The sequence below is a fragment of the Rhizobium sp. CF142 genome (assembly GCF_000281145.1).
Taxonomy (GTDB): domain Bacteria; phylum Pseudomonadota; class Alphaproteobacteria; order Rhizobiales; family Rhizobiaceae; genus Rhizobium.
The window spans coordinates 1-18,801 of record NZ_AJWE01000145.1; the positions used below are offsets into that span (position 1 = coordinate 1).

Below are 18,801 nucleotides of genomic sequence, written 5' to 3' on the forward strand. Positions count from 1 at the left end.
GCGCCAGCCGCTTCGGCGGCGCGGCGCATGTCCTCTTCCGAAGCGTTCTCGCGGCCGAGGCGGATGTTGTCGCTGATCGAGCGGTTCAACAGGCCCGCGTCCTGGAAGACGGTGGCGATATAACGGCGCAGCGATTTGCGCGTGACCTTGCTGATATCATGGCCGTCGACGAGGATCTGACCGCCCTGCGGATCGTAAACACGCTGCAACAGGTTGACGAGCGTCGTCTTGCCGGCGCCGGTCGGGCCGACGATCGCAACAGTCTGGCCGGCCTTCACCTTGAAGGAGACGTTGTGCAGGCCCTGCGAGCTGTTGGCGAAGCCGAAGGAGACGTTGTCGAACTCGACATCGCCCTTGACGTCCTTGATCTCGCCATTGCCGGCCGGCTCTTCGCGGTCACGAACGGAATCTTCCAGATTGTAGAAGTCTTCCAGCTTCGAACGGGCCTCGAAGATCTGCGTGGCGAACTGGCGCATCAGGTCCAGGCGGGCAATCAGCAGGTTGGCAAAACCGATGAAGGCGATGACGTCGCCGACGCGCAATTCGCCGTTCTGGACGAGCACGGTGCCGATGACGAGCACGATCATCATGGCGATCGTCGAGGCCATACGGTTCAGCGCGCTGGCAAGCGCCCACCAGTCGAGCACCGGATACTGGGCCTGCAGCAGGCGGTCGGCAAAGGACTTCAGCGCCCGGGTTTCAGCCTCGATGCGGTTATAGCTATGCAGCACCGAGACGTTGCTGATGGAATCGCTGACGTGACCGAAGACGGTATGATAGTGGTTTTCGACCGAAGCCTGGCCGTCCTTGGTGCGGCTCATGACCACACGGCCGATGATCCAGTAGGCGATGCCGAGCACGATGAGGACCGCGGAAAGACGCAGATCCATAGACATCGCGGTCGGGATGAGCAGGCCAAGCGCAATAACCGTCGAAAGATGGTTGCGCATGAATTCGAGCCACAGGCCGAACAGGGTTTCACAGGCGCGCAGCAGCGTATGCAGCGCGTTGGACGTACCCCGCTGGTGGTGCCAGGACAGCGGCATGGAAATGATGCGGCCGAAGGCTTCCGTCAGAAGCGTCGCTCGGCGCCCATGAGCCAGCCTGTCGGCTTCTCGCGCCACGAGAACGAAAGCGATGGTGTTGAAAACGGCAAAGCCCGCCCACATCATAAGGATAGGCTTCACCTCGCCCTTGCCGGAAATCGCATCGATGATGCGGCCGAACAGGATCGGCTCGGCGATGGTGATCGCCGCCAATACGATGTTCGCGATAACGACGAGGGATACGCGGAGCTTGTAGGCGCCGAGATAGCGCAGAGCCCTTGCATAGACCTTGAATAACGACACGTCGGAACCTCTTTTTGCATCTGCGAAAAACGGGATGATGCGATGCTACAAAAATCTACCTGAACCGACGATTAACGGGATATTCAGGTTTGGAATCCGGCTTCGAAATTCGCGCATGCGGTGCGATCGCTGAGTGCGATAAGTGACCATAGTTTCGAAATTGTTGCTTAGGCATAGAGCGCGACAATTTGCGCTTGCATTCCCTGGAGCGTCTAGCGCACCATCCAGTTTGTGAACTGCAATTTTTTAATAAAGACCGTTCAGCGGCGGGTTATCAGGCCTGCTCCGGCGGCCTCGTTGGTCCGGGCAAGGGGCATTTTGTGCAAATTCATTCTTTAATTCAATTACTTGTTATTCTAGAGGAACATTCCGACAGCGAAAGCGCGGTCGAAGAACTCGACAAGGTGATCCGCGCGAACGGATTCGATTTCTATGGCCTGCTTCGCCATCCCAAGCAAGGAGACAACCCATGGAGTGTGACTATGGCCAGCCGGTGGCCAGACAGATGGTCACACGTCTATACGGTGAAAAAATATGTGCTCGTCGATCCGACCGTGCGGTATCTTGCACATGCGCAGCGGCCCTTCCGCTGGCGCGACAGCATGGCTGCTTTTAGGGCCGACCCGCATCAGCGCCGCATGGAGCAGATGATGGTCGATGCCTTCGGCCACGGGCTGGAAGACGGCTATGTCTTCCCGATCTACGGACGAAACGGCATCCTGGGCAGCCTCAGCCTTGGCGGCAAGCCCGTTGATCTCTCTCCGGCTGAAATCTCGCTTTTCGAGGCGATCGCCCGCAAGGCCTTCTGGCGGCTGCTCGATCTGCAGGGCGAAGCCGCAGCGCTGGAAACGGTGCCGATAACCGACACACAGCTGACCCGGCGCGAAATGGAAATCCTGCATTATCTCGCCGAGGGCATGACCTCGATGGAAATCAGCAAGCATCTGAAGATCTCCAATCATACGGTCGACTGGTACATGAACGGTCTGCAGGATAAGCTGAAGGCGAAGAACCGGCAGCAGGCGGTGGCGCTTGCTTTCCGGTATGGTTTGATTACCTGAGATCTAGAGAAATTCTATTTCGTCGAGACGAGGGAAATTGAACTTTCTGTAACAGCACGTTAAGAATTCTCTTCGCGGGTGCAGCATGGCCCGTTTTTCGTGCTTTGAGGAGAGTACATTGCCCATATCGAAGATTCTTGTCGCCAACCGTTCCGAAATCGCCATCCGCGTCTTCCGCGCGGCCAATGAGCTTGGAATAAAAACGGTCGCGATATGGGCTGAGGAAGACAAGCTGGCGCTGCACCGCTTCAAGGCCGACGAGAGCTATCAAGTCGGCCGCGGCCCGCATCTCACCCGCGATCTAGGGCCGATCGAAAGCTATCTTTCGATCGACGAAGTGATCCGCGTCGCCAAGCTTTCCGGCGCCGACGCCATTCATCCGGGCTACGGTCTGCTTTCCGAAAGCCCCGAATTCGTCGATGCCTGCAATGCTGCAGGCATCACCTTCATCGGCCCGAGGGCCGATACTATGCGTCAGCTCGGCAACAAGGTGGCAGCGCGCAATCTCGCCATTTCCGTCGGCGTTCCGGTCGTTCCGGCGACTGAGCCGCTGCCTGACGATATGGCGGAAGTTGCCAAGATGGCTGCTGCGATCGGCTATCCCGTGATGCTGAAGGCGTCCTGGGGCGGCGGCGGTCGCGGCATGCGCGTCATCCGCTCCGAAGCCGATCTCGCCCGCGAGGTGACGGAAGCCAAGCGCGAGGCGATGGCCGCCTTCGGCAAGGACGAGGTCTATCTCGAAAAGCTTGTCGAGCGTGCCCGCCACGTCGAAAGCCAGATCCTCGGCGATACACACGGCAATGTCGTGCATCTCTTCGAGCGCGACTGCTCCATCCAGCGCCGTAACCAGAAAGTCGTCGAGCGCGCCCCCGCCCCCTATCTGTCGGAAGCGCAGCGTCAGGAACTTGCAGCCTATTCGCTGAAGATCGCGCAGGCGACGAACTACGTCGGCGCCGGCACCGTCGAGTATCTGATGGATGCAGATACCGGCAAATTCTACTTCATCGAGGTCAATCCGCGCATCCAGGTCGAGCATACGGTCACGGAAGTCGTGACCGGTATCGATATCGTCAAGGCGCAGATCCACATCCTCGACGGTTTCGCGATCGGCACTGAGGAATCCGGCGTGCCGAAGCAGGCCGATATCCGCCTCAACGGCCATGCGCTGCAGTGCCGTATCACGACGGAAGATCCGGAGCATAATTTCATTCCGGACTATGGCCGCATCACTGCCTATCGTTCGGCATCTGGCTTCGGTATCCGCCTCGACGGCGGCACGTCCTATACCGGCGCGATTATCACTCGCTATTACGATCCGCTGCTGGTGAAGGTGACGGCCTGGGCGCCGAACCCGCTGGAAGCGATTTCCCGCATGGACCGCGCACTGCGCGAATTCCGTATTCGCGGTGTTGCCACCAACCTGACCTTCCTGGAAGCGATCATCACGCATCCGAAGTTCAAGGATAACACCTATACGACGCGTTTCATCGACACGACGCCGGAGCTCTTCCAGCAGGTCAAGCGCCAGGACCGTGCCACCAAGCTTTTGACCTATCTCGCCGATGTCACCGTCAACGGTCATCCCGAAGCGAAGGATCGCCCGCGTCCATCGGAGGATGCCGCCAAGCCGGTCGTACCCTATGCGGACGGCGGCAAGATTGCCGATGGTACGAAGCAGCTTCTCGACCAACTCGGCCCGAAGAAATTCGGCGAATGGATGCGCGGGCAGAAGCAGGTGCTGCTGACCGATACGACGATGCGCGACGGTCACCAGTCGCTGCTCGCCACCCGCATGCGCACCTATGACATTGCCAAGATCGCTGGCACCTATGCGCATGCGCTGCCAAATCTCTTGTCGCTGGAATGTTGGGGTGGTGCGACCTTCGACGTCTCCATGCGCTTTCTGACCGAGGATCCATGGGAGCGTCTGGGGTTGATCCGCGAGGCGGCTCCCAACCTTCTGCTGCAGATGCTGTTGCGCGGCGCGAACGGCGTTGGCTACAAGAACTATCCTGACAATGTCGTGAAATATTTCGTTCGTCAGGCTGCCAAGGGCGGCATCGACCTTTTCCGCGTCTTCGACTGCCTGAACTGGGTAGAGAATATGCGCGTGTCGATGGATGCCGTCGCCGAGGAGAACAAGCTCTGCGAAGCGGCGATCTGCTACACCGGCGATATCCTCAATTCGGCGCGACCGAAGTATGACCTGAAATATTACACGGACCTTGCTATCGAACTCGAAAAGGCCGGCGCGCATATCATTGCGCTGAAGGACATGGCGGGCCTCCTGAAGCCGGCCGCGGCCAAGGTGCTGTTCAAGGCGCTGCGCGAAGCGACCAGCCTGCCGATCCACTTCCACACGCATGATACGTCGGGCATTGCCGCGGCCACGGTTCTTGCTGCCGTGGATGCCGGCGTCGATGCCGTCGATGCGGCGATGGATGCACTGTCAGGCAATACGTCGCAGCCCTGCCTCGGCTCCATCGTCGAGGCGCTACGTGGTTCCGAGCGCGATCCGGGCCTCGATCCGGAATGGATCCGCCGCATCTCCTTCTATTGGGAAGCGGTTCGCAATCAATATGCGGCCTTCGAGAGCGATCTCAAGGGTCCGGCTTCGGAAGTCTACCTGCACGAAATGCCGGGCGGCCAGTTCACCAACCTCAAGGAACAGGCCCGCTCGCTGGGGCTCGAGACCCGCTGGCACCAGGTGGCGCAGGCCTATGCCGACGCCAACCAGATGTTCGGCGATATCGTCAAGGTGACGCCGTCCTCCAAGGTCGTCGGCGATATGGCGTTGATGATGGTGAGCCAAGACCTGACGGTTGCCGATGTGGTCAGCGCTGAGAAGGAAGTCTCTTTCCCGGAATCGGTCGTCTCGATGCTGAAGGGTGATCTCGGCCAGCCTCCGTCAGGATGGCCGGAAGCGCTGCAGAAGAAGGCGTTGAAAGGCGAACAGCCCTATACGGTGCGCCCCGGCTCGCTGCTTGACGATGCCGACCTCGATGTGGAGCGCAAGGCGATCGAGACCAAGCTGGAGCGTGAGGTCAGCGACTTCGAGTTTGCCTCTTACCTGATGTATCCGAAGGTCTTCACGGATTTCGCATTGGCTGCGGACACTTATGGTCCGGTTTCGGTGCTGCCGACGCCCTCCTATTTCTACGGCCTCAAGGATGGCGACGAGCTGTTTGCCGATATCGAAAAGGGCAAGACGCTGGTCATCGTGAACCAGGCGATGAGCGGCACCGATAGCCAGGGCATGGTCACCGTCTTCTTCGAACTCAATGGTCAACCGCGCCGCATCAAGGTGCCGGATCGGGCGCACGGCGCTTCGGGGGCTGCGGCCCGCCGCAAGGCGGAAGCCGGCAATGCCGTCCATGTCGGGGCGCCGATGCCAGGCGTCATCTCGCGTGTCTTCATTGCACCTGGCCAGGTCGTCAGTGCCGGTGACGTACTCGTCTCCATCGAGGCGATGAAGATGGAAACGGCGCTGCATGCGGAGAAGGACGGCACGATCTCGGAAGTCCTGGTCAAGGCCGGCGACCAGATCGACGCCAAGGATCTGCTCGTCGTCTATGCCGGTTAAGAAGACGACGGACGATCGTTTCCGACATCACCCGATTGTGTACGATCGTGTCGTTAAAAAGCTGATTTTTCTATGAGTTAGCAGCCTTCTCGCCTTGCCGGGCGAGGAGGCTTTCTCATAAACTTCAGCTCCCATCACCGCCCCCAAAGACCAATCAGGGACCATCTCATGAGCAAGTTGAAGATTGCCGTCATCGTCGGCAGCACGCGTATTGGCCGTTTCGCTGAACATCCGGCCAAGTGGATCGCCGAACTCGTCGGCCAGCGTTCCGATCTCGAAGTCGAGGTTCTCGATCTTCTCGACTACCCGATGCATTTCTTCGGTGAAGCGCGCGCCACCACGACGGAAAGCGAAACCGCCGAGCGCTGGAAGAAGAAGCTGCGCCAATTCGACGGCTTCATCTTCACGGTCGCCGAATATAACCATGCTCCGACGGCTGTTCTGAAGAACGCGATCGATCTCGGCGAATTCATCCAGAAGCCGGTCGGCTTCGTCGGTTACGGTGGCGTCGGCGGCGCACGCGCCGTCGAGCAACTTCGTCTGGTCTTCGTCGAAATGAGTGCAGCTTCTGTCAGGACGGGAGTTCATATCGCGTTCAGCGAATATCTTGCCGTTCTGAAGGAAGGCAAGAGCCTCGGCGATTACGCGCATCTGAACGAAGCCGCCAAGAACCTGCTCGATCAGCTGACCTGGTGGGGCAATGCGCTGAAGGCAGCACGTGCCGTCGTCACGGCGGCCTGATCGGAATTTCCCGTATGCCGGGATGTTCGCATCCCGGCATTACCTCAAATATCGTAGGTATGAGCGGCGTTGATGGTGGAGATGAAGCGCTTCGTGCGCTCCTTCTCCGGCGTATTGAAGATCGCTCGGGCGCTCCCGGTTTCCACCACACTGCCGGCCTCCAGAAAAACCACGTCATTGGCGATCTTGGAGGCGAGGCGAAGATCATGAGTCGCCATGACCATGGTCGTGCCTTCGCGGGCGAGCTGGCCCAGCACATCGACCACTTCCGCAGAGAGTTCCGGATCAAGCGCAGACGTCGGCTCGTCACAGAGCAATACGCGCGGCGAAGGCGCAAGAGCGCGGGCGATCGCCACACGCTGCTGCTGGCCGCCGGAGAGCGTCGAGGGCCAGGCATCGGTCTTGTGCGCCATGCCGACCTTGGTCAGCAGTTCCATGGCGCGTTCGCGCGCCTTTTCCCTTGGCCATTTCAGGACCGTGACCAGACCTTCCATGACATTTTCGATCGCCGTCTTATGCGGGAAAAGCTGAAAGTTCTGGAAGACCATGCCGGTCTGGCGACGGATCTTCTGGATTGCCTGCCAGCCGACACGCTTGCCCGGCGTGAAAGAGAGCGTTTCTTCGCCGAGTCGGATCGTGCCTACGGTCGGGATCTCCAGGAGATTGATGCAACGGAGCAGGGTGCTCTTGCCGCCGCCGGAGGGGCCGACGAGGGCGGTGACGCTGCCTTCCGGAATGCGGATACTGATATCCTTCAAGATGACGGCGTCGCCGAAGCGCTTTTCGATATTGGAAAGCTCGATCATGCATTTGCCTCCAGCATTCCGCCATAACGGGCGAAGCGGCGCTCCAGCCGCTGCTGCAGCGTCGAGAGTACGGAGCTCAAGGCGAGATAGATCAGCGCCGCCTCGATATAAAGGATCAGCGGTTCGTAGGTGGTCGCGACGATGCGCTGCGCGGCTTGGAAAAGCTCGGGCACTGTGATGGCAGCTGCGAGCGAGGTATCCTTGACCAGTGAAATGAAGGTATTCGACAGCGGCGGTACTGCGACGCGGGCGGCCTGCGGCAGGATGGTGCGGCTCATGGCCTGACGCCAGCTCATGCCGATGGAATAGGCCGCTTCCCATTGACCCTTGGGCACAGAGGAGATGACGGCGCGGATGATTTCGGAGCTGTAGGCGCCGATATTCAGCGTGAAACCGATCAGCGCTGCCGGGAAGGCGTCGAGTAGGATGCCGATGCTCGGCAGGCCATAAAAGATCACGAAGAGCTGGACGAGCAGCGGCGTGCCGCGGATGACCCAGACATAGAAACGGGCGATGGCTGCAACAGGCTCGGGTCCGAAAAGGCGGGCGATCGCGGTGATCAGTCCCAGGATCAGGCCGAAGGCGAAGGAAAGCAGGGTCAAGGGAATGGTGAAGATCAGCCCCGCCCAGAGGAGCGAGGGAAGCGATTCCGCCATCAGTTGGAGCCAGTGCGGCAAGGGCGTGTCCTCAAGAAAAGACGCGTCCGGCGAGTGTTCGCCGGACGCTTTCTCATGCAGCTATAGATGATATGGCGGCAGCGCGAAACCGCCGGTGTCAGGACTTACTTCGAAACGTCCTGGCCGAAATACTTGTCGGCGATCTTCTTGTAGGTGCCGTCAGCCTTGATATCGGCGAGCGCCTTGTTGATCGCTTCGAGCAGTTCCGGCTCGCCCTTGCGGATGATGATGCCGGAATAGTCGGCATTTTCCTGCTGGGCGACGATCTTTACCGGAGCGTCCGGCTTGTGCTTCTTGAAGTCGAGGAAGGACAGGCTGTCGTTGATCGTTGCGTCGGCGCGCTTCGTCAGGACGAGCTGGATCGACTGGTCGAAGCCGTCGGTGCCGACGAGTTCGGCGCCTGCTTCCGTGGCGAGCTTGCCGAAGTTGCTGGTCAGCGACTGGGCGGATTTCTTGCCCTTGAGGTCAGCGAAGGTCTTGATGCTGTCGTCGCCGTCACGAACGATCAGAACGGCCTTCGACGCGATATAAGGTTCGGAGAAGTCGTACTTCTGCTTGCGCGCATCGGTGATCCCGACCTGGTTGATGACGGTGTCATAACGCTTGGCGTCGAGGCCGGCGATCAGGCCGTCCCATTTGCCTTCGACGAACTCCGCCTTGACGCCGAGCTTGGCGGCCACCGCTTCGCCGATCTCGACGTCGAAGCCCACGAGCTTGCCGCTTTCGTCATGATAGGTGAAAGGCGCATAGGTGCCTTCCGTGCCGATCTTGAAGACGCCTGCAGACTTAATGGCGCTGAGGTTTTCGCCGGCATGGGCGGGCAGCAGGGCTGCAGCCTGAATGAGGGCGGCGGCGACGACGGTTTTCAACCAGTTCATTGTTCTATCCATCCTTGGGAAGATTGTGTTCGGATGGTCGATACATCGCAGAAAATTGCGGCATCGAAAGCGTAGAAAACTGCAAATAAAAGCGGCAACTGCGAATATTTTTCTCAAGCTGCCGCTCCAACCACGAATCCGGCTGAAACCGGTATCAGGCCGTGGCCCGACGACGCAATCTTTCGCTGACGATGATGATCAAGCCCGCGCCAAGAATCATCACCGCACCGACGACGACATTCTGCGTGGGTATATCAGCCCAGATCAGATAGCCGAGGATGAAGGCCCAGACGAGCGATGTATATTCGAAGGGCGCGAGCACCGACACCGGAGCCTGACGCATGCCTTCAAAGAGGGCGAACTGGGCGCAGCCGGCGACGACACCGGTGCCGATGAGCAGGGCGAGTTGCGTTAGGGTTGGGGTCTGCCAGGTGTAGATCACGGCAATACCGGTCATGATGAGGAAGAAGACGTTGGAGACCGCAAGCTGGATGATAGTCTTCTCATGCAGCGAGGTCTTGCGCAGCAATACCATGGCGGAAGCCCAGAGCACGGCTGCCTGCAGCGCCAGATAAACAGGCCAGGAGATCGTGAGCCCGACCGGATTGCAGGCGATGAGCACGCCGACGAAGCCGACACCGACCGCAAGCCAACGGGCGGGGGTGACCTCTTCCTTCAAGATGAACCAGGCGAGCAAGGTGCCGACGACGGGTGCTGCGTAATAGAGCGTCGTGACCTCGGCGAGCTGCAGATGACTTGCGGCAGTGTAGTATGAAAGCCAGGCACAGAGCAGAAGGATGCTGCGGGCAATCATCGGCTTGATGATCGGCGAGGTGATCGCCTGATGCACAAGCTTGCTGCGGTCATAGGCGAGGCAGCCGAGAAGGATGGTGAGACTGCGGAAGAACAGGATCTGCCAGACGGGAATGCTCGCCGTCAAAACTTTGACGATCGCATCATGGAAAGTGAACGCCATATAGGCGGCGGTCGTGAGCAGAATGCCCAGGCTGACGGAGTTTTTCACGGGGATGTACCAGAGGCGGGCTATGCCGGCGGGAATCGGGAATGCCTGATCGATAGTCCCGCCCCCGGAGACGGTCAATATGCGAGATCTCGCCCTGATCGTGGAGCTTTGTTTCAGAGCGTCAGAAAACGTGTGATCGTGCATGTTGTGTGCACGGTCATCAGTGTTTATGCATGATTTCAGATTTTGAAGAGTTGATCCGGTATAAACATGCAAGATTTCCTGTTGCGGGAACGCCAGACTGTCATTTCCGAGCGGCTCAAGACGCATGGCCGCGTGCTGGCTGCGGAACTGGCAGTCGAATTCGGCGTCTCGGAGGATACGGTACGGCGCGATCTGCGCGAGATGGCGGCGGCGGGGCTCTGCGAGAGGGTATATGGCGGAGCGTTGCCGATTTCGCCGGCGCACGGAAGCCTGACCCAGCGCACGAGCTTTGCTGCCGAACGGAAACAGGCGCTGGCCCGCGCCGCGGCAGAGGAAATCGTCGCAGGTACGACGGTATTCTTCGATGCCGGCAGCACCAATCTGGCGATTGCCAACGCTTTACCGGCCGATCTTGCGCTGACGGCAGCAACCAATGCTCCGGCAATTGCTGCGGCGTTGATTGAAAAGCCCGGTGTCAACGTGATCCTGATCGGCGGTCTGGTCGACCGCCAGACCGGCGGATCGCTTGGCGCAAAGGCCTTGCGCGACATGGAGCAGCTTTCGCCTGACCTTTGCATCCTTGGCGCCTGCGGCGTCGATATCGAGGCGGGACTGACGACTTTCGGCTTCGAGGATGCGGAGTTCAAGAGGTTCGCCACATCCAGGAGCAAGCGGGTCATGGTCGCTGCGACATCGGAAAAATTCGGTACGGCTGCACCACACAGCGTTCTGCCGGTCGCGCATTGCGAATGCCTCATCGTCGAGCACGATGCGGATGCCGCCATGCTCGAACAATACCGTGCACGCGGGTGCCGGACGATCATTGCGGACAAGACGGCTTGAGACCGTTCCGCCTTTTACGGGGATCGGGCAAGCAAGCCTGATCAAGAGGAAAGACAAGGAAATGGATAATAATGTGAGTGCAGCACCGCGGGTACGGAGCGGCTTCATTACCAGGAGCAGAACGGCCGTCTCGCTGCTTTTTCTCATGAATGGTTTCGTCGTCGGCTCCTGGGCGCCGAAGATTCCTGACTTTGCCGAGCGGCTGGGACTGACCAAGTTCGAGCTTGGGCTGATGATCCTCGTCTTTGGTTTTGGCTCGCTGGTCATGATGCCAATCGCCGGCGCGCAGATTGCCAAGCATGGTTCACGCGTTGTCGTGCGGGTGCTCGCCGTTTGTTTGCTGCCAATGCTTCTGGCACTGACGCTGGCTCCCAACGTCATCACAGGGGCGATCTCGCTCTTTCTGTTCGGCGGTTTCATGGGCGCGATGGATGTGGCAATGAATGCCAATGCCGTGGCGGTGGAAAAATCCATGCGCCGCGCGATCATGTCATCCTGCCATGCGTTCTGGAGCCTTGGCGGTCTGATCGGCTCCGGCCTCGGCGGCCTGGTGATCTCCAGGCTCGGCATTCTCGGCCACGCGGAACTGGCGACCGTGCTGGCCGCTATCTTCCTTGCCGCCGCCTGGCCGATGGTCCTGGCCGATCCGCCGCATCCCGATACCAAGAAGGAGAAGACGAAGCTGCCGATGGTGCCGCTGCCGTGGCTGCTCGGTCTGATGGCGCTGTTCTGCATGGTGCCGGAAGGAGCGATCCTAGACTGGGGTGCGCTTTATCTCAGGCAGGAAATGGGCGCGTCGGTCGCCCTCTCCGGCCTCGGCTTTGCGGCCTTCTCGGCAGCCATGGCGATCATGCGCTTTGCCGGCGATCTGGTCCGCGATCGTCTCGGCGGGGTCAAGACGCTGCGCATCTGCACGCTGTTTGCCATCGTCGGCTTGCTGCTTACGAGCCTTGCGCCGAATGCCGAAATTGCCATCATCGGCTTCGCGCTTTGCGGTATTGGTATTTCGAACATGGTGCCCATCGCCTTTTCGGCTGCGGGCAATATCCCCGGCCTGAAGCCTGGCATCGGCATCTCCGTCGTCACGACCCTGGGCTATTCCGGCATGCTGGTGGCGCCTTCGGTGATCGGCTTCGTGGCCGAGCATGTGGGCTTTGCTGCCGTCTTTATGGCGCTGCCCGTGCTGCTGCTCGTGGTTCTCGCATTCTCCAGGCTCGCGCAATATGCCGACGGGGTCTCGGGCGGCGGCCACTGAGCCGCCTCCAAACAAAAGTGATATACGGGGCGGTTGACAAGCTCGCGGGCTTGATCCACCTGAAAGGCTCTGTTTTCCGGGTGTAAGAGCTCTTTATGTCTGCTTTCGATTTCGATCCGAAACCGCGCCGCGCTTCCGTTGCCGTCGATGTCGGCGGTGTCATCGTCGGCGGCGGTGCGCCGGTCGTCGTGCAATCCATGACCAACACCGATACGGCGGATGTGGATTCCACGGTTGCGCAGGTGGCTGCACTCCATCGCGCCGGTTCGGAGCTGGTACGCATCACTGTTGACCGCGACGAAAGTGCTGCCGCCGTGCCGAAGATCCGCGAGCGGCTGCTGCGCCTCGGCATGGATGTGCCACTGATCGGCGATTTCCACTATATCGGTCACAAGCTGCTTGCCGATCATCCGGCCTGCGCCGAAGCGCTGGCGAAATATCGCATCAATCCCGGCAATGTCGGCTTCAAGGACAAGAAGGACAAGCAGTTCGCCGAAATCATCGAGATGGCGATCCGGTATAACAAACCGGTGCGCATCGGTGTCAACTGGGGTTCGCTGGACCAGGAACTGCTGACGCAGTTGATGGACAAGAACCAGGCCGAGGGATCGCCACTTTCGGCCCGGCAGGTGACGCACGAGGCAATTGTGCAGTCGGCGCTACTGTCTGCTCAGCTCGCCGAAGAGATCGGTCTGCCGCGCAACCGCATCATCCTGTCGGCCAAGGTCAGCCAGGTTCAGGATCTGATCGCCGTCAATTCCATGCTCGCCGAGCGCTCCAACCATGCGCTGCATCTCGGTCTGACCGAAGCCGGCATGGGCACCAAGGGCATCGTCGCCTCTTCTGCTGCCATGGGTTATGTGCTGCAGAACGGCATTGGCGATACAATCCGCATTTCGCTGACGCCGGAGCCGAATGGTGACCGCACCCGCGAGGTGCAAGTGGCGCAGGAACTGCTGCAGGTCATGGGTTTCCGCCAGTTTGTGCCCGTCGTCGCGGCCTGTCCCGGCTGTGGGCGCACGACCTCGACGGTATTCCAGGAGCTCGCGCAGAACATCCAGAACGACATCCGCAAGAACATGCCAATCTGGCGTGAGAAATATCCGGGTGTGGAAGCGCTCAATGTCGCCGTCATGGGCTGTATCGTCAATGGACCGGGCGAAAGCAAACATGCCGATATCGGCATTTCGCTTCCGGGCACCGGCGAGACGCCGGCTGCCCCCGTCTTCATCGACGGCAAGAAAGCCCTGACGCTGCGCGGTCCAAATATCGCCTCGGATTTCGAGGCGCTTGTCATCGACTATATCGAGAAGCGTTTCGGCCAGAAGACGGCAGCGGAGTAATCACTCCGCTTTTCGATGATCTCCTGCAGCAGGGCTGGATGGTACCGCCCTTCCACTGTCTCAGTTCTTGCGTTCGGCCACGAACAGAGCCGTAGCGATCAGCACTGCGGCGCGTTCACCATAGGGGGCGAGCAGCTCTTCCGCGTCCTCTACATGCTGGCGCAGCCGCTTCTCCGCCCATTCCATGCCGTGAAGCGCCACCAGCGTTCCCTTGCCGCGGGCGGCATCCTTGCCGGTCGCCTTGCCCATCGTCTTGATATCGGAGATCAGGTCGAGAATATCATCGGCAAGCTGGAAGGCGAGGCCGATCTTTTCGCCGAAGCGGCGCAGGCGCTGCCGGTCTTCGGCAGACGCGCCGGCAATGATGGCGCCGGCCTCACAGGCGAAGCGGATCAGTGCACCCGTCTTCATCGCCTGCAGGCGAATGATGCCGGCTTCATCAGGCGCCTGCTTTTCCGCTGCAAGATCAAGGGCCTGTCCGCCGGCCATGCCTCCGAGGCCCGCGGCGCGGGCGATCGCCAGAACAAGTTCCGTCTTGCTGCGGTCTGGCAGGTCGGTTTCCGGCGCAGCGATGATGTCGAAGGCGTAGGTCAGCAGGCTGTCGCCGGCCAGAATGGCGGTCGCTTCGTCGAATTTGATGTGTGCAGTCGGCTTGCCGCGGCGCAGGTCGTCGTCGTCCATCGCCGGCAGATCGTCGTGAACGAGCGAATAGCAATGGATGCATTCGAGTGCCGCGCCGACGCGAAGTGCTGCCTGCCTGTTGCCGCCGAGAAGTGCTGCGCTTTCCACGACAAGGAAGGGGCGCAGGCGTTTGCCGCCATTCAGGACGGCGTAGTGCATGGCGCTTCGCAAGAGGTCGGGACGGGCGATCTCGTCGGACAGCACGGCAGGAGAGAGCAGGAGATCGAGCAGCGCCTCGATCTCCGCGGCGCTGTTTTTCAACCGTGTCTCGAATGTTTCCCGCTTAGCGTCCATGCGCGCTCTTTGGCACGGCAGAACGGCTGCTGGCAACGGAATTGTCGATCACCGCGTCAAGATTTCCGCTGCACTCTGGCAATGACGGTTTTCAGGCGGTATGACAACGACGAGGGCGAAATCGGACTGGGACATTGGATATAGCGCCGCAGACAGAGGAGAGCGTCGATGCGCCGGTTCGCCGGCGCTGGGTTGGAGACCGCCAGGTGCTGAAGCGCATTGTTCTTGCCGTTCTGGCGGTGCTGCTTTTTCCCTACGTGCTGATCCTTCTCTATCTGCTGCCCTTCATCCATCCTGTTTCGACGCTGATGCTGCGCGATCTCGTGCTTTTGCGCGGTTATGACCGGCGATGGGTGTCGATTGACGATGTTGCGCCTGTGCTCGTGCAATCGGTGATGATGTCGGAAGACGGACAGTATTGCTTCCACGGCGGTGTCGATTGGGGTGAGATGCGTATGCTGGTCGAAGATACGCTGAAGGGCCAGGAAACGCGTGGCGGCAGCACGATCCCCATGCAGACGGCGAAGAACCTCTTCCTCTGGAACAGCCGCTCCTTCATCCGCAAGGGATTGGAACTGCCGCTGGCTGTTGGTTCCGACTTCGTCTGGTCGAAGCGGCGGCTGATGGAGATCTATCTCAATATCGCCGAATGGGGGCCAGGCATTTATGGTATCGAGGCAGCTGCGCAATATCACTTCAAGGTGCCTGCCTCGAAGCTTACGCGCCGCCAGGCATCGTTGCTTGCGGTTTCGCTGCCGAACCCGATCGACCGCAACGCCGGAAAACCCGGGCGAGGGCTGCGCCGGCTTGCAGGGCTCATCGAACGGCGGGCGCTAGGCTCGGGCGATTACATCAAGTGCATCTATGATTGAATCAGAACTTGTCGTTGGAAGCGGCAAGCGTCATCTGACATTCTTGATCCTGCCATATGGGCGAATGCATCAGCAATCAAAGCCCCGAGTCGCCCATGACGTCAACGACACTTTCGCCCGAGCTTCTCCAATATTCGAAGACCCATAATCCCGTTCCACCAGCGCATCTCGGTACCCGCTACCGCAAAGTCGGCGGTTTCCTGCCCGAGCCTGGCAACACGATCGTCTGCCATCCGGTCAAGGGAGCAGAAACACAGGAGGTGCTGATCGAGGCGCGCGAGAAATATCTGGCGATGCCGGAAGCGCCGCAGTTCCTCTTTACGCCGATCACCAGCATCCATATGACGCTTTTTGAGGGTGTTATCGAAGGTCGCCGCAAACAGAATTATTGGCCGGACGATATCCCCCTGGAAACGCCGATTGACGACATGACTGAGCTCATGGGAGCGCGGCTCGAAGGTTTCTCGATGTCCGAGCCTTTCAAGGTGGCGATCGTCAACGCTCGGCCGTCCGGCCTGCTTGTCGAAGGCGCGACCGAAGGCGATCGCAAGGTGATGCGTGCCTGGCGCGATGCGCTGGCTGATCTCCTGGGCTATCGTCAGCCGAACCATGACGACTACAAGTTCCACATGACCTTCACCTATGCGATCGAGCGGCTGGAAGACGAGGCGCTGCCGCGCTGGCAGGCGATGCTTGACGAGGTGACAGAGGATATCCGCAGCAAGGCGCCGGTACTGGAACTCAACCCGCCGGCCTTCTGCGTGTTCGAGGATATGAACCACTTCCACGAACTGCTGATCTTCGATTTCGAACCTTGACAGGAACGCACCATGGACAAGCTGACGCTCTATATCGCCAACAAGAACTACTCTTCCTGGTCCTTCCGGCCGTGGATGGCGCTGACGGGCGTCGGCATCGATTTCGAAGAGGTGTTGATCCCCTTCGACTATCCAAACGGCAATCCCAATATCAAGGCGGTCTCGCCGAGCGGTCATGTGCCCCTGCTGCAGCACGGTGCGCTGAAGATCTGGGAATCCTTCGCGATCATCGAATATGTAGCCGAGCTTTACCCCGATGCCGGGTTGCTGCCGAAGGGTCGCGCCGAGCGGGCGCTTGCCCGTGCGGTCTCCATGGAGATGATGTCGAGCTTCCGGGCGCTGCGCAGCGCCTGCCCGATGAATATTCGCCGCCCGAAGGGCAAGATCGCGCTGCCTGACGGCGTCTCGGCCGATATCAGTCGCATCGAGACAATCTGGCGCGACCTGCTGCAGAAATCCGGTGGACCGTTCCTCTTCGGTGCATTCAGCGGAGCGGATGCGATGTTTGGGCCCGTCGTCAATCGCTTCGATATCTATGATCTCGTCAGCAGCGCCGATATACTGGCTTACATGAGTGCCATGAAGGCGCATCCGGCCTGGCGGAAGTGGGAAGAAGCAGCCCGCGCCGAGCCGTGGATCGTGCCGGAAGACGAAGTCTGAGCGGAGAATCTGAGGCATCGCAAAAAATACATATGGGGACTGGTCAAGGCCGCCCCTTGCATGTATAAGCGCGCAAAATTCCGAAATCGCGACATGTCCGTTTCGGCCGCCAGTCTGGCCGTGGGAATGTTTTGCCCGCAAGTGGAGTAAGAGAAATGGCTGTACCGAAGAGAAAAACGAGCCCGTCCAAGCGCGGCATGCGCCGTTCGGCTGATGCGCTGAAGTCTCCGACCTATGTCGAAGACAAGAATTCCGGCGAACTGCGCCGCCCGCACCATATCGATCTGAAGACCGGTATGTACCGTGGTCGCCAGGTTCTGACGCCGAAGGAAAACGCATAATTCTTTATGCGGCTTGTCCGATGAAAGTTTTGAAGGCCGGCTCGACGCCGGCCTTTTCTTTTCAAGATATTATAATCTTCGGTGCCTTGAAGTGAGACGGTGATGTCAGGCAGTATTCCCTAGAGATCAGGGAGATGTTTCTGCATGATTACCGCAATGCCGCTGATGGTTATTCCATTTATTCTTTACAATCTGGCGATGCTGGGCCTGATGGGCGGCGGCGGAATTCCCTCGCTCCAGCACGACGTGATCGTGCTGTCGATGCTTTCGGGTGCAATCTGGAGCATGGCGCTCGGCGATCTCTTCATCGTCGTGGCGCTCGTCGTACTCTTCTTCGAGATCCTGAAGGCAACCCGGAACGCTTCCGGCAACCTCATCAACCACATGCTGTCGATGCTGGTCTTCATCGCCTTCCTGGTCGAGTTTCTTCTCGTCCAGGATGCGGCGACCCAGGTCTTCTTCATCCTGATGACCATTGCGCTGATCGACGTGATCGGCGGCTTTGCGGTGTCGATCCGCAGCGCCGGCCGGGACGTTTCAATCGGCCTATAGGTTGTCGAGCTTGTTCTGCAGCGCTCGTAGCTGTTCCTTCAACTCGTCGATGTCCTTCGCCTCTGCCTTGCGGCTTTCCTTGGGCGGCGGCGTCATGAAGGGCGAGAACATCTGCATGGCCTGCTGGAACATCTCGGTATTCCGGCGGACCTGCTCCTCGACCATCTGCATGGGAAGTTGCAGGTTCTTGCCGAGCGGCGTTTCACCGAAGGCACGGTTCACCTGCTCACGGATCTGCGACTGCTGTTCCGTGAAGGCGCGCATGGAATGTTCCAGGAAGCTCGGAACGACCATCTGCATCTGGTCGCCATAGTAGGTGATCAGCTGACGCAGGAAGGAGATCGGAAGCAGCGTGTTACCGGTCTTCGATTCCTGCTCGAAAATAATCTGGGTCAGTACCGAATGCGTGATGTCGTCACCGCTTTTGGCGTCCTGAACGACAAAATCCTCCCCCTTCTTCACCATCTCCGCCAGGTCTTCCAGTGTCACATAGGTGCTGGTGCCTGTATTATAGAGGCGTCGATTGGCATATTTCTTGATTACGATCTGACCCTCAGTCTTCGCCATATCAGTCTCCCGAACCCCGTCTGATTGTATGGATACTCCTCCACCAGAGACTGTAGACGCAAAAGAAGGGCGGTGACAATCTCTTTGTGCGATGCGGCAAGCCCTTTCCCTGTACGGATAAATCCATTCGAGGGCGCTGCAGCAAATAGTGGAATAGTCTTGGCATTTGACTTGCGCCTGCAGCTTTGTCAGTTTCCACTTATATGTGTGACGAGAAACGAGGAAACCACCCCATGAGCAGTTCATCCGTCGTCATCGCCAGCGCAGCGCGTACCGCTGTCGGTTCCTTTAACGGTGCTTTCGGCACAATTC

Annotated in this window: 18 protein-coding genes; 11 read left to right on the top strand and 7 right to left on the bottom strand. The window is 59.4% G+C overall.

Annotated elements, in window-relative coordinates; genetic code table 11:
- The coding region (locus PMI11_RS35780; protein WP_007827525.1) for a glucan ABC transporter ATP-binding protein/ permease at nt 1-1,349 on the bottom strand (1,349 nt) is incomplete at its 3' end.
- Nucleotides 1,350-1,669: 320 nt separating this feature from the next.
- Here PMI11_RS35780 and PMI11_RS35785 point away from each other — a divergent pair.
- From PMI11_RS35785 to PMI11_RS35795, 3 genes are all read left to right on the top strand, one after another.
- Nucleotides 1,670-2,410, top strand: coding sequence for a LuxR family transcriptional regulator (locus PMI11_RS35785; protein WP_037072745.1), 741 nt, complete (start codon nt 1,670-1,672; stop codon nt 2,408-2,410).
- Nucleotides 2,411-2,528: 118 nt separating this feature from the next.
- Nucleotides 2,529-5,993, top strand: a complete 3,465-nt coding sequence (pyc, locus tag PMI11_RS35790) for a pyruvate carboxylase (protein WP_007827529.1) — start codon at nt 2,529-2,531, stop codon at nt 5,991-5,993.
- Between the two features lie 168 nt (nt 5,994-6,161).
- Nucleotides 6,162-6,734, top strand: coding sequence for an NADPH-dependent FMN reductase (locus PMI11_RS35795; protein ID WP_007827531.1), 573 nt, complete (start codon nt 6,162-6,164; stop codon nt 6,732-6,734).
- A gap of 44 nt (nt 6,735-6,778) precedes the next feature.
- On the opposite strand, the gene PMI11_RS35800 is transcribed toward PMI11_RS35795, so the two are convergent.
- The 4 genes from PMI11_RS35800 to PMI11_RS35815 all read right to left on the bottom strand — a co-directional run bounded on the left by PMI11_RS35800 (nt 6,779) and on the right by PMI11_RS35815 (nt 10,197).
- Entirely contained in the window at nt 6,779-7,540 is a 762-nt protein-coding gene (locus PMI11_RS35800) for an amino acid ABC transporter ATP-binding protein (protein ID WP_007827541.1), read from the bottom strand.
- The gene (locus PMI11_RS35805) at nt 7,537-8,217 is read right to left on the bottom strand and encodes an amino acid ABC transporter permease (RefSeq protein ID WP_007827548.1); all 681 of its coding nucleotides are present in this window, start codon (nt 8,215-8,217) and stop codon (nt 7,537-7,539) included. Before PMI11_RS35805 ends, PMI11_RS35800 begins: the two co-directional genes overlap by 4 nt.
- Nucleotides 8,218-8,321: 104 nt before the next feature.
- Nucleotides 8,322-9,095: an amino acid ABC transporter substrate-binding protein gene (locus PMI11_RS35810; RefSeq protein WP_007827550.1), complete on the bottom strand. Its 774-nt coding sequence runs from the start codon at nt 9,093-9,095 to the stop codon at nt 8,322-8,324.
- Between the two features lie 154 nt (nt 9,096-9,249).
- The gene (locus PMI11_RS35815; protein ID WP_193385642.1) at nt 9,250-10,197 is read right to left on the bottom strand and encodes a DMT family transporter; all 948 of its coding nucleotides are present in this window, start codon (nt 10,195-10,197) and stop codon (nt 9,250-9,252) included.
- Nucleotides 10,198-10,329: 132 nt separating this feature from the next.
- Between PMI11_RS35815 and PMI11_RS35820 the strand changes: the two genes are divergently transcribed.
- The 3 genes from PMI11_RS35820 (at nt 10,330) to ispG (ending at nt 13,704) form a co-directional block, all read left to right on the top strand.
- Nucleotides 10,330-11,106: a DeoR/GlpR family DNA-binding transcription regulator gene (locus PMI11_RS35820; protein ID WP_007827553.1), complete on the top strand. Its 777-nt coding sequence runs from the start codon at nt 10,330-10,332 to the stop codon at nt 11,104-11,106.
- A 61-nt stretch (nt 11,107-11,167) separates the two neighbouring features.
- Nucleotides 11,168-12,361, top strand: coding sequence for an MFS transporter (locus PMI11_RS35825; RefSeq protein ID WP_007827554.1), 1,194 nt, complete (start codon nt 11,168-11,170; stop codon nt 12,359-12,361).
- Nucleotides 12,362-12,456: 95 nt separating this feature from the next.
- Nucleotides 12,457-13,704: a flavodoxin-dependent (E)-4-hydroxy-3-methylbut-2-enyl-diphosphate synthase gene (gene ispG, locus PMI11_RS35830; RefSeq protein WP_007827555.1), complete on the top strand. Its 1,248-nt coding sequence runs from the start codon at nt 12,457-12,459 to the stop codon at nt 13,702-13,704.
- A 60-nt stretch (nt 13,705-13,764) separates the two neighbouring features.
- Here ispG and PMI11_RS35835 read toward each other — a convergent pair whose 3' ends face one another.
- Nucleotides 13,765-14,679 carry a polyprenyl synthetase family protein gene (locus PMI11_RS35835; protein WP_007827557.1) on the bottom strand — a complete coding sequence of 305 codons (915 nt, stop codon included), beginning with the start codon at nt 14,677-14,679 and terminating at the stop codon, nt 13,765-13,767.
- A gap of 134 nt (nt 14,680-14,813) precedes the next feature.
- On the opposite strand from PMI11_RS35835, the gene mtgA reads away from it, so the two are divergent.
- The 5 genes from mtgA (at nt 14,814) to PMI11_RS35860 (ending at nt 17,922) form a co-directional block, all read left to right on the top strand.
- Entirely contained in the window at nt 14,814-15,551 is a 738-nt protein-coding gene (mtgA, locus tag PMI11_RS35840) for a monofunctional biosynthetic peptidoglycan transglycosylase (protein ID WP_007827558.1), read from the top strand.
- Nucleotides 15,552-15,646: 95 nt separating this feature from the next.
- On the top strand, nt 15,647-16,369 hold the full coding sequence (locus PMI11_RS35845; protein WP_007827560.1) for a DUF1868 domain-containing protein: 723 nt from the start codon (nt 15,647-15,649) through the stop codon (nt 16,367-16,369).
- A gap of 12 nt (nt 16,370-16,381) precedes the next feature.
- Nucleotides 16,382-17,029: a glutathione S-transferase family protein gene (locus tag PMI11_RS35850; protein ID WP_007827561.1), complete on the top strand. Its 648-nt coding sequence runs from the start codon at nt 16,382-16,384 to the stop codon at nt 17,027-17,029.
- A 155-nt stretch (nt 17,030-17,184) separates the two neighbouring features.
- Nucleotides 17,185-17,370 carry a 50S ribosomal protein L32 gene (gene rpmF, locus PMI11_RS35855; protein WP_007827563.1) on the top strand — a complete coding sequence of 62 codons (186 nt, stop codon included), beginning with the start codon at nt 17,185-17,187 and terminating at the stop codon, nt 17,368-17,370.
- Nucleotides 17,371-17,514: 144 nt separating this feature from the next.
- Nucleotides 17,515-17,922, top strand: coding sequence for a hypothetical protein (locus PMI11_RS35860; protein ID WP_007827565.1), 408 nt, complete (start codon nt 17,515-17,517; stop codon nt 17,920-17,922).
- Here PMI11_RS35860 and phaR read toward each other — a convergent pair.
- Nucleotides 17,917-18,489, bottom strand: coding sequence for a polyhydroxyalkanoate synthesis repressor PhaR (gene phaR / locus PMI11_RS35865; protein WP_007827566.1), 573 nt, complete (start codon nt 18,487-18,489; stop codon nt 17,917-17,919). The two genes, PMI11_RS35860 and phaR, sit on opposite strands and share 6 nt — an antisense overlap.
- Nucleotides 18,490-18,801: the final 312 nt, after the last annotated feature.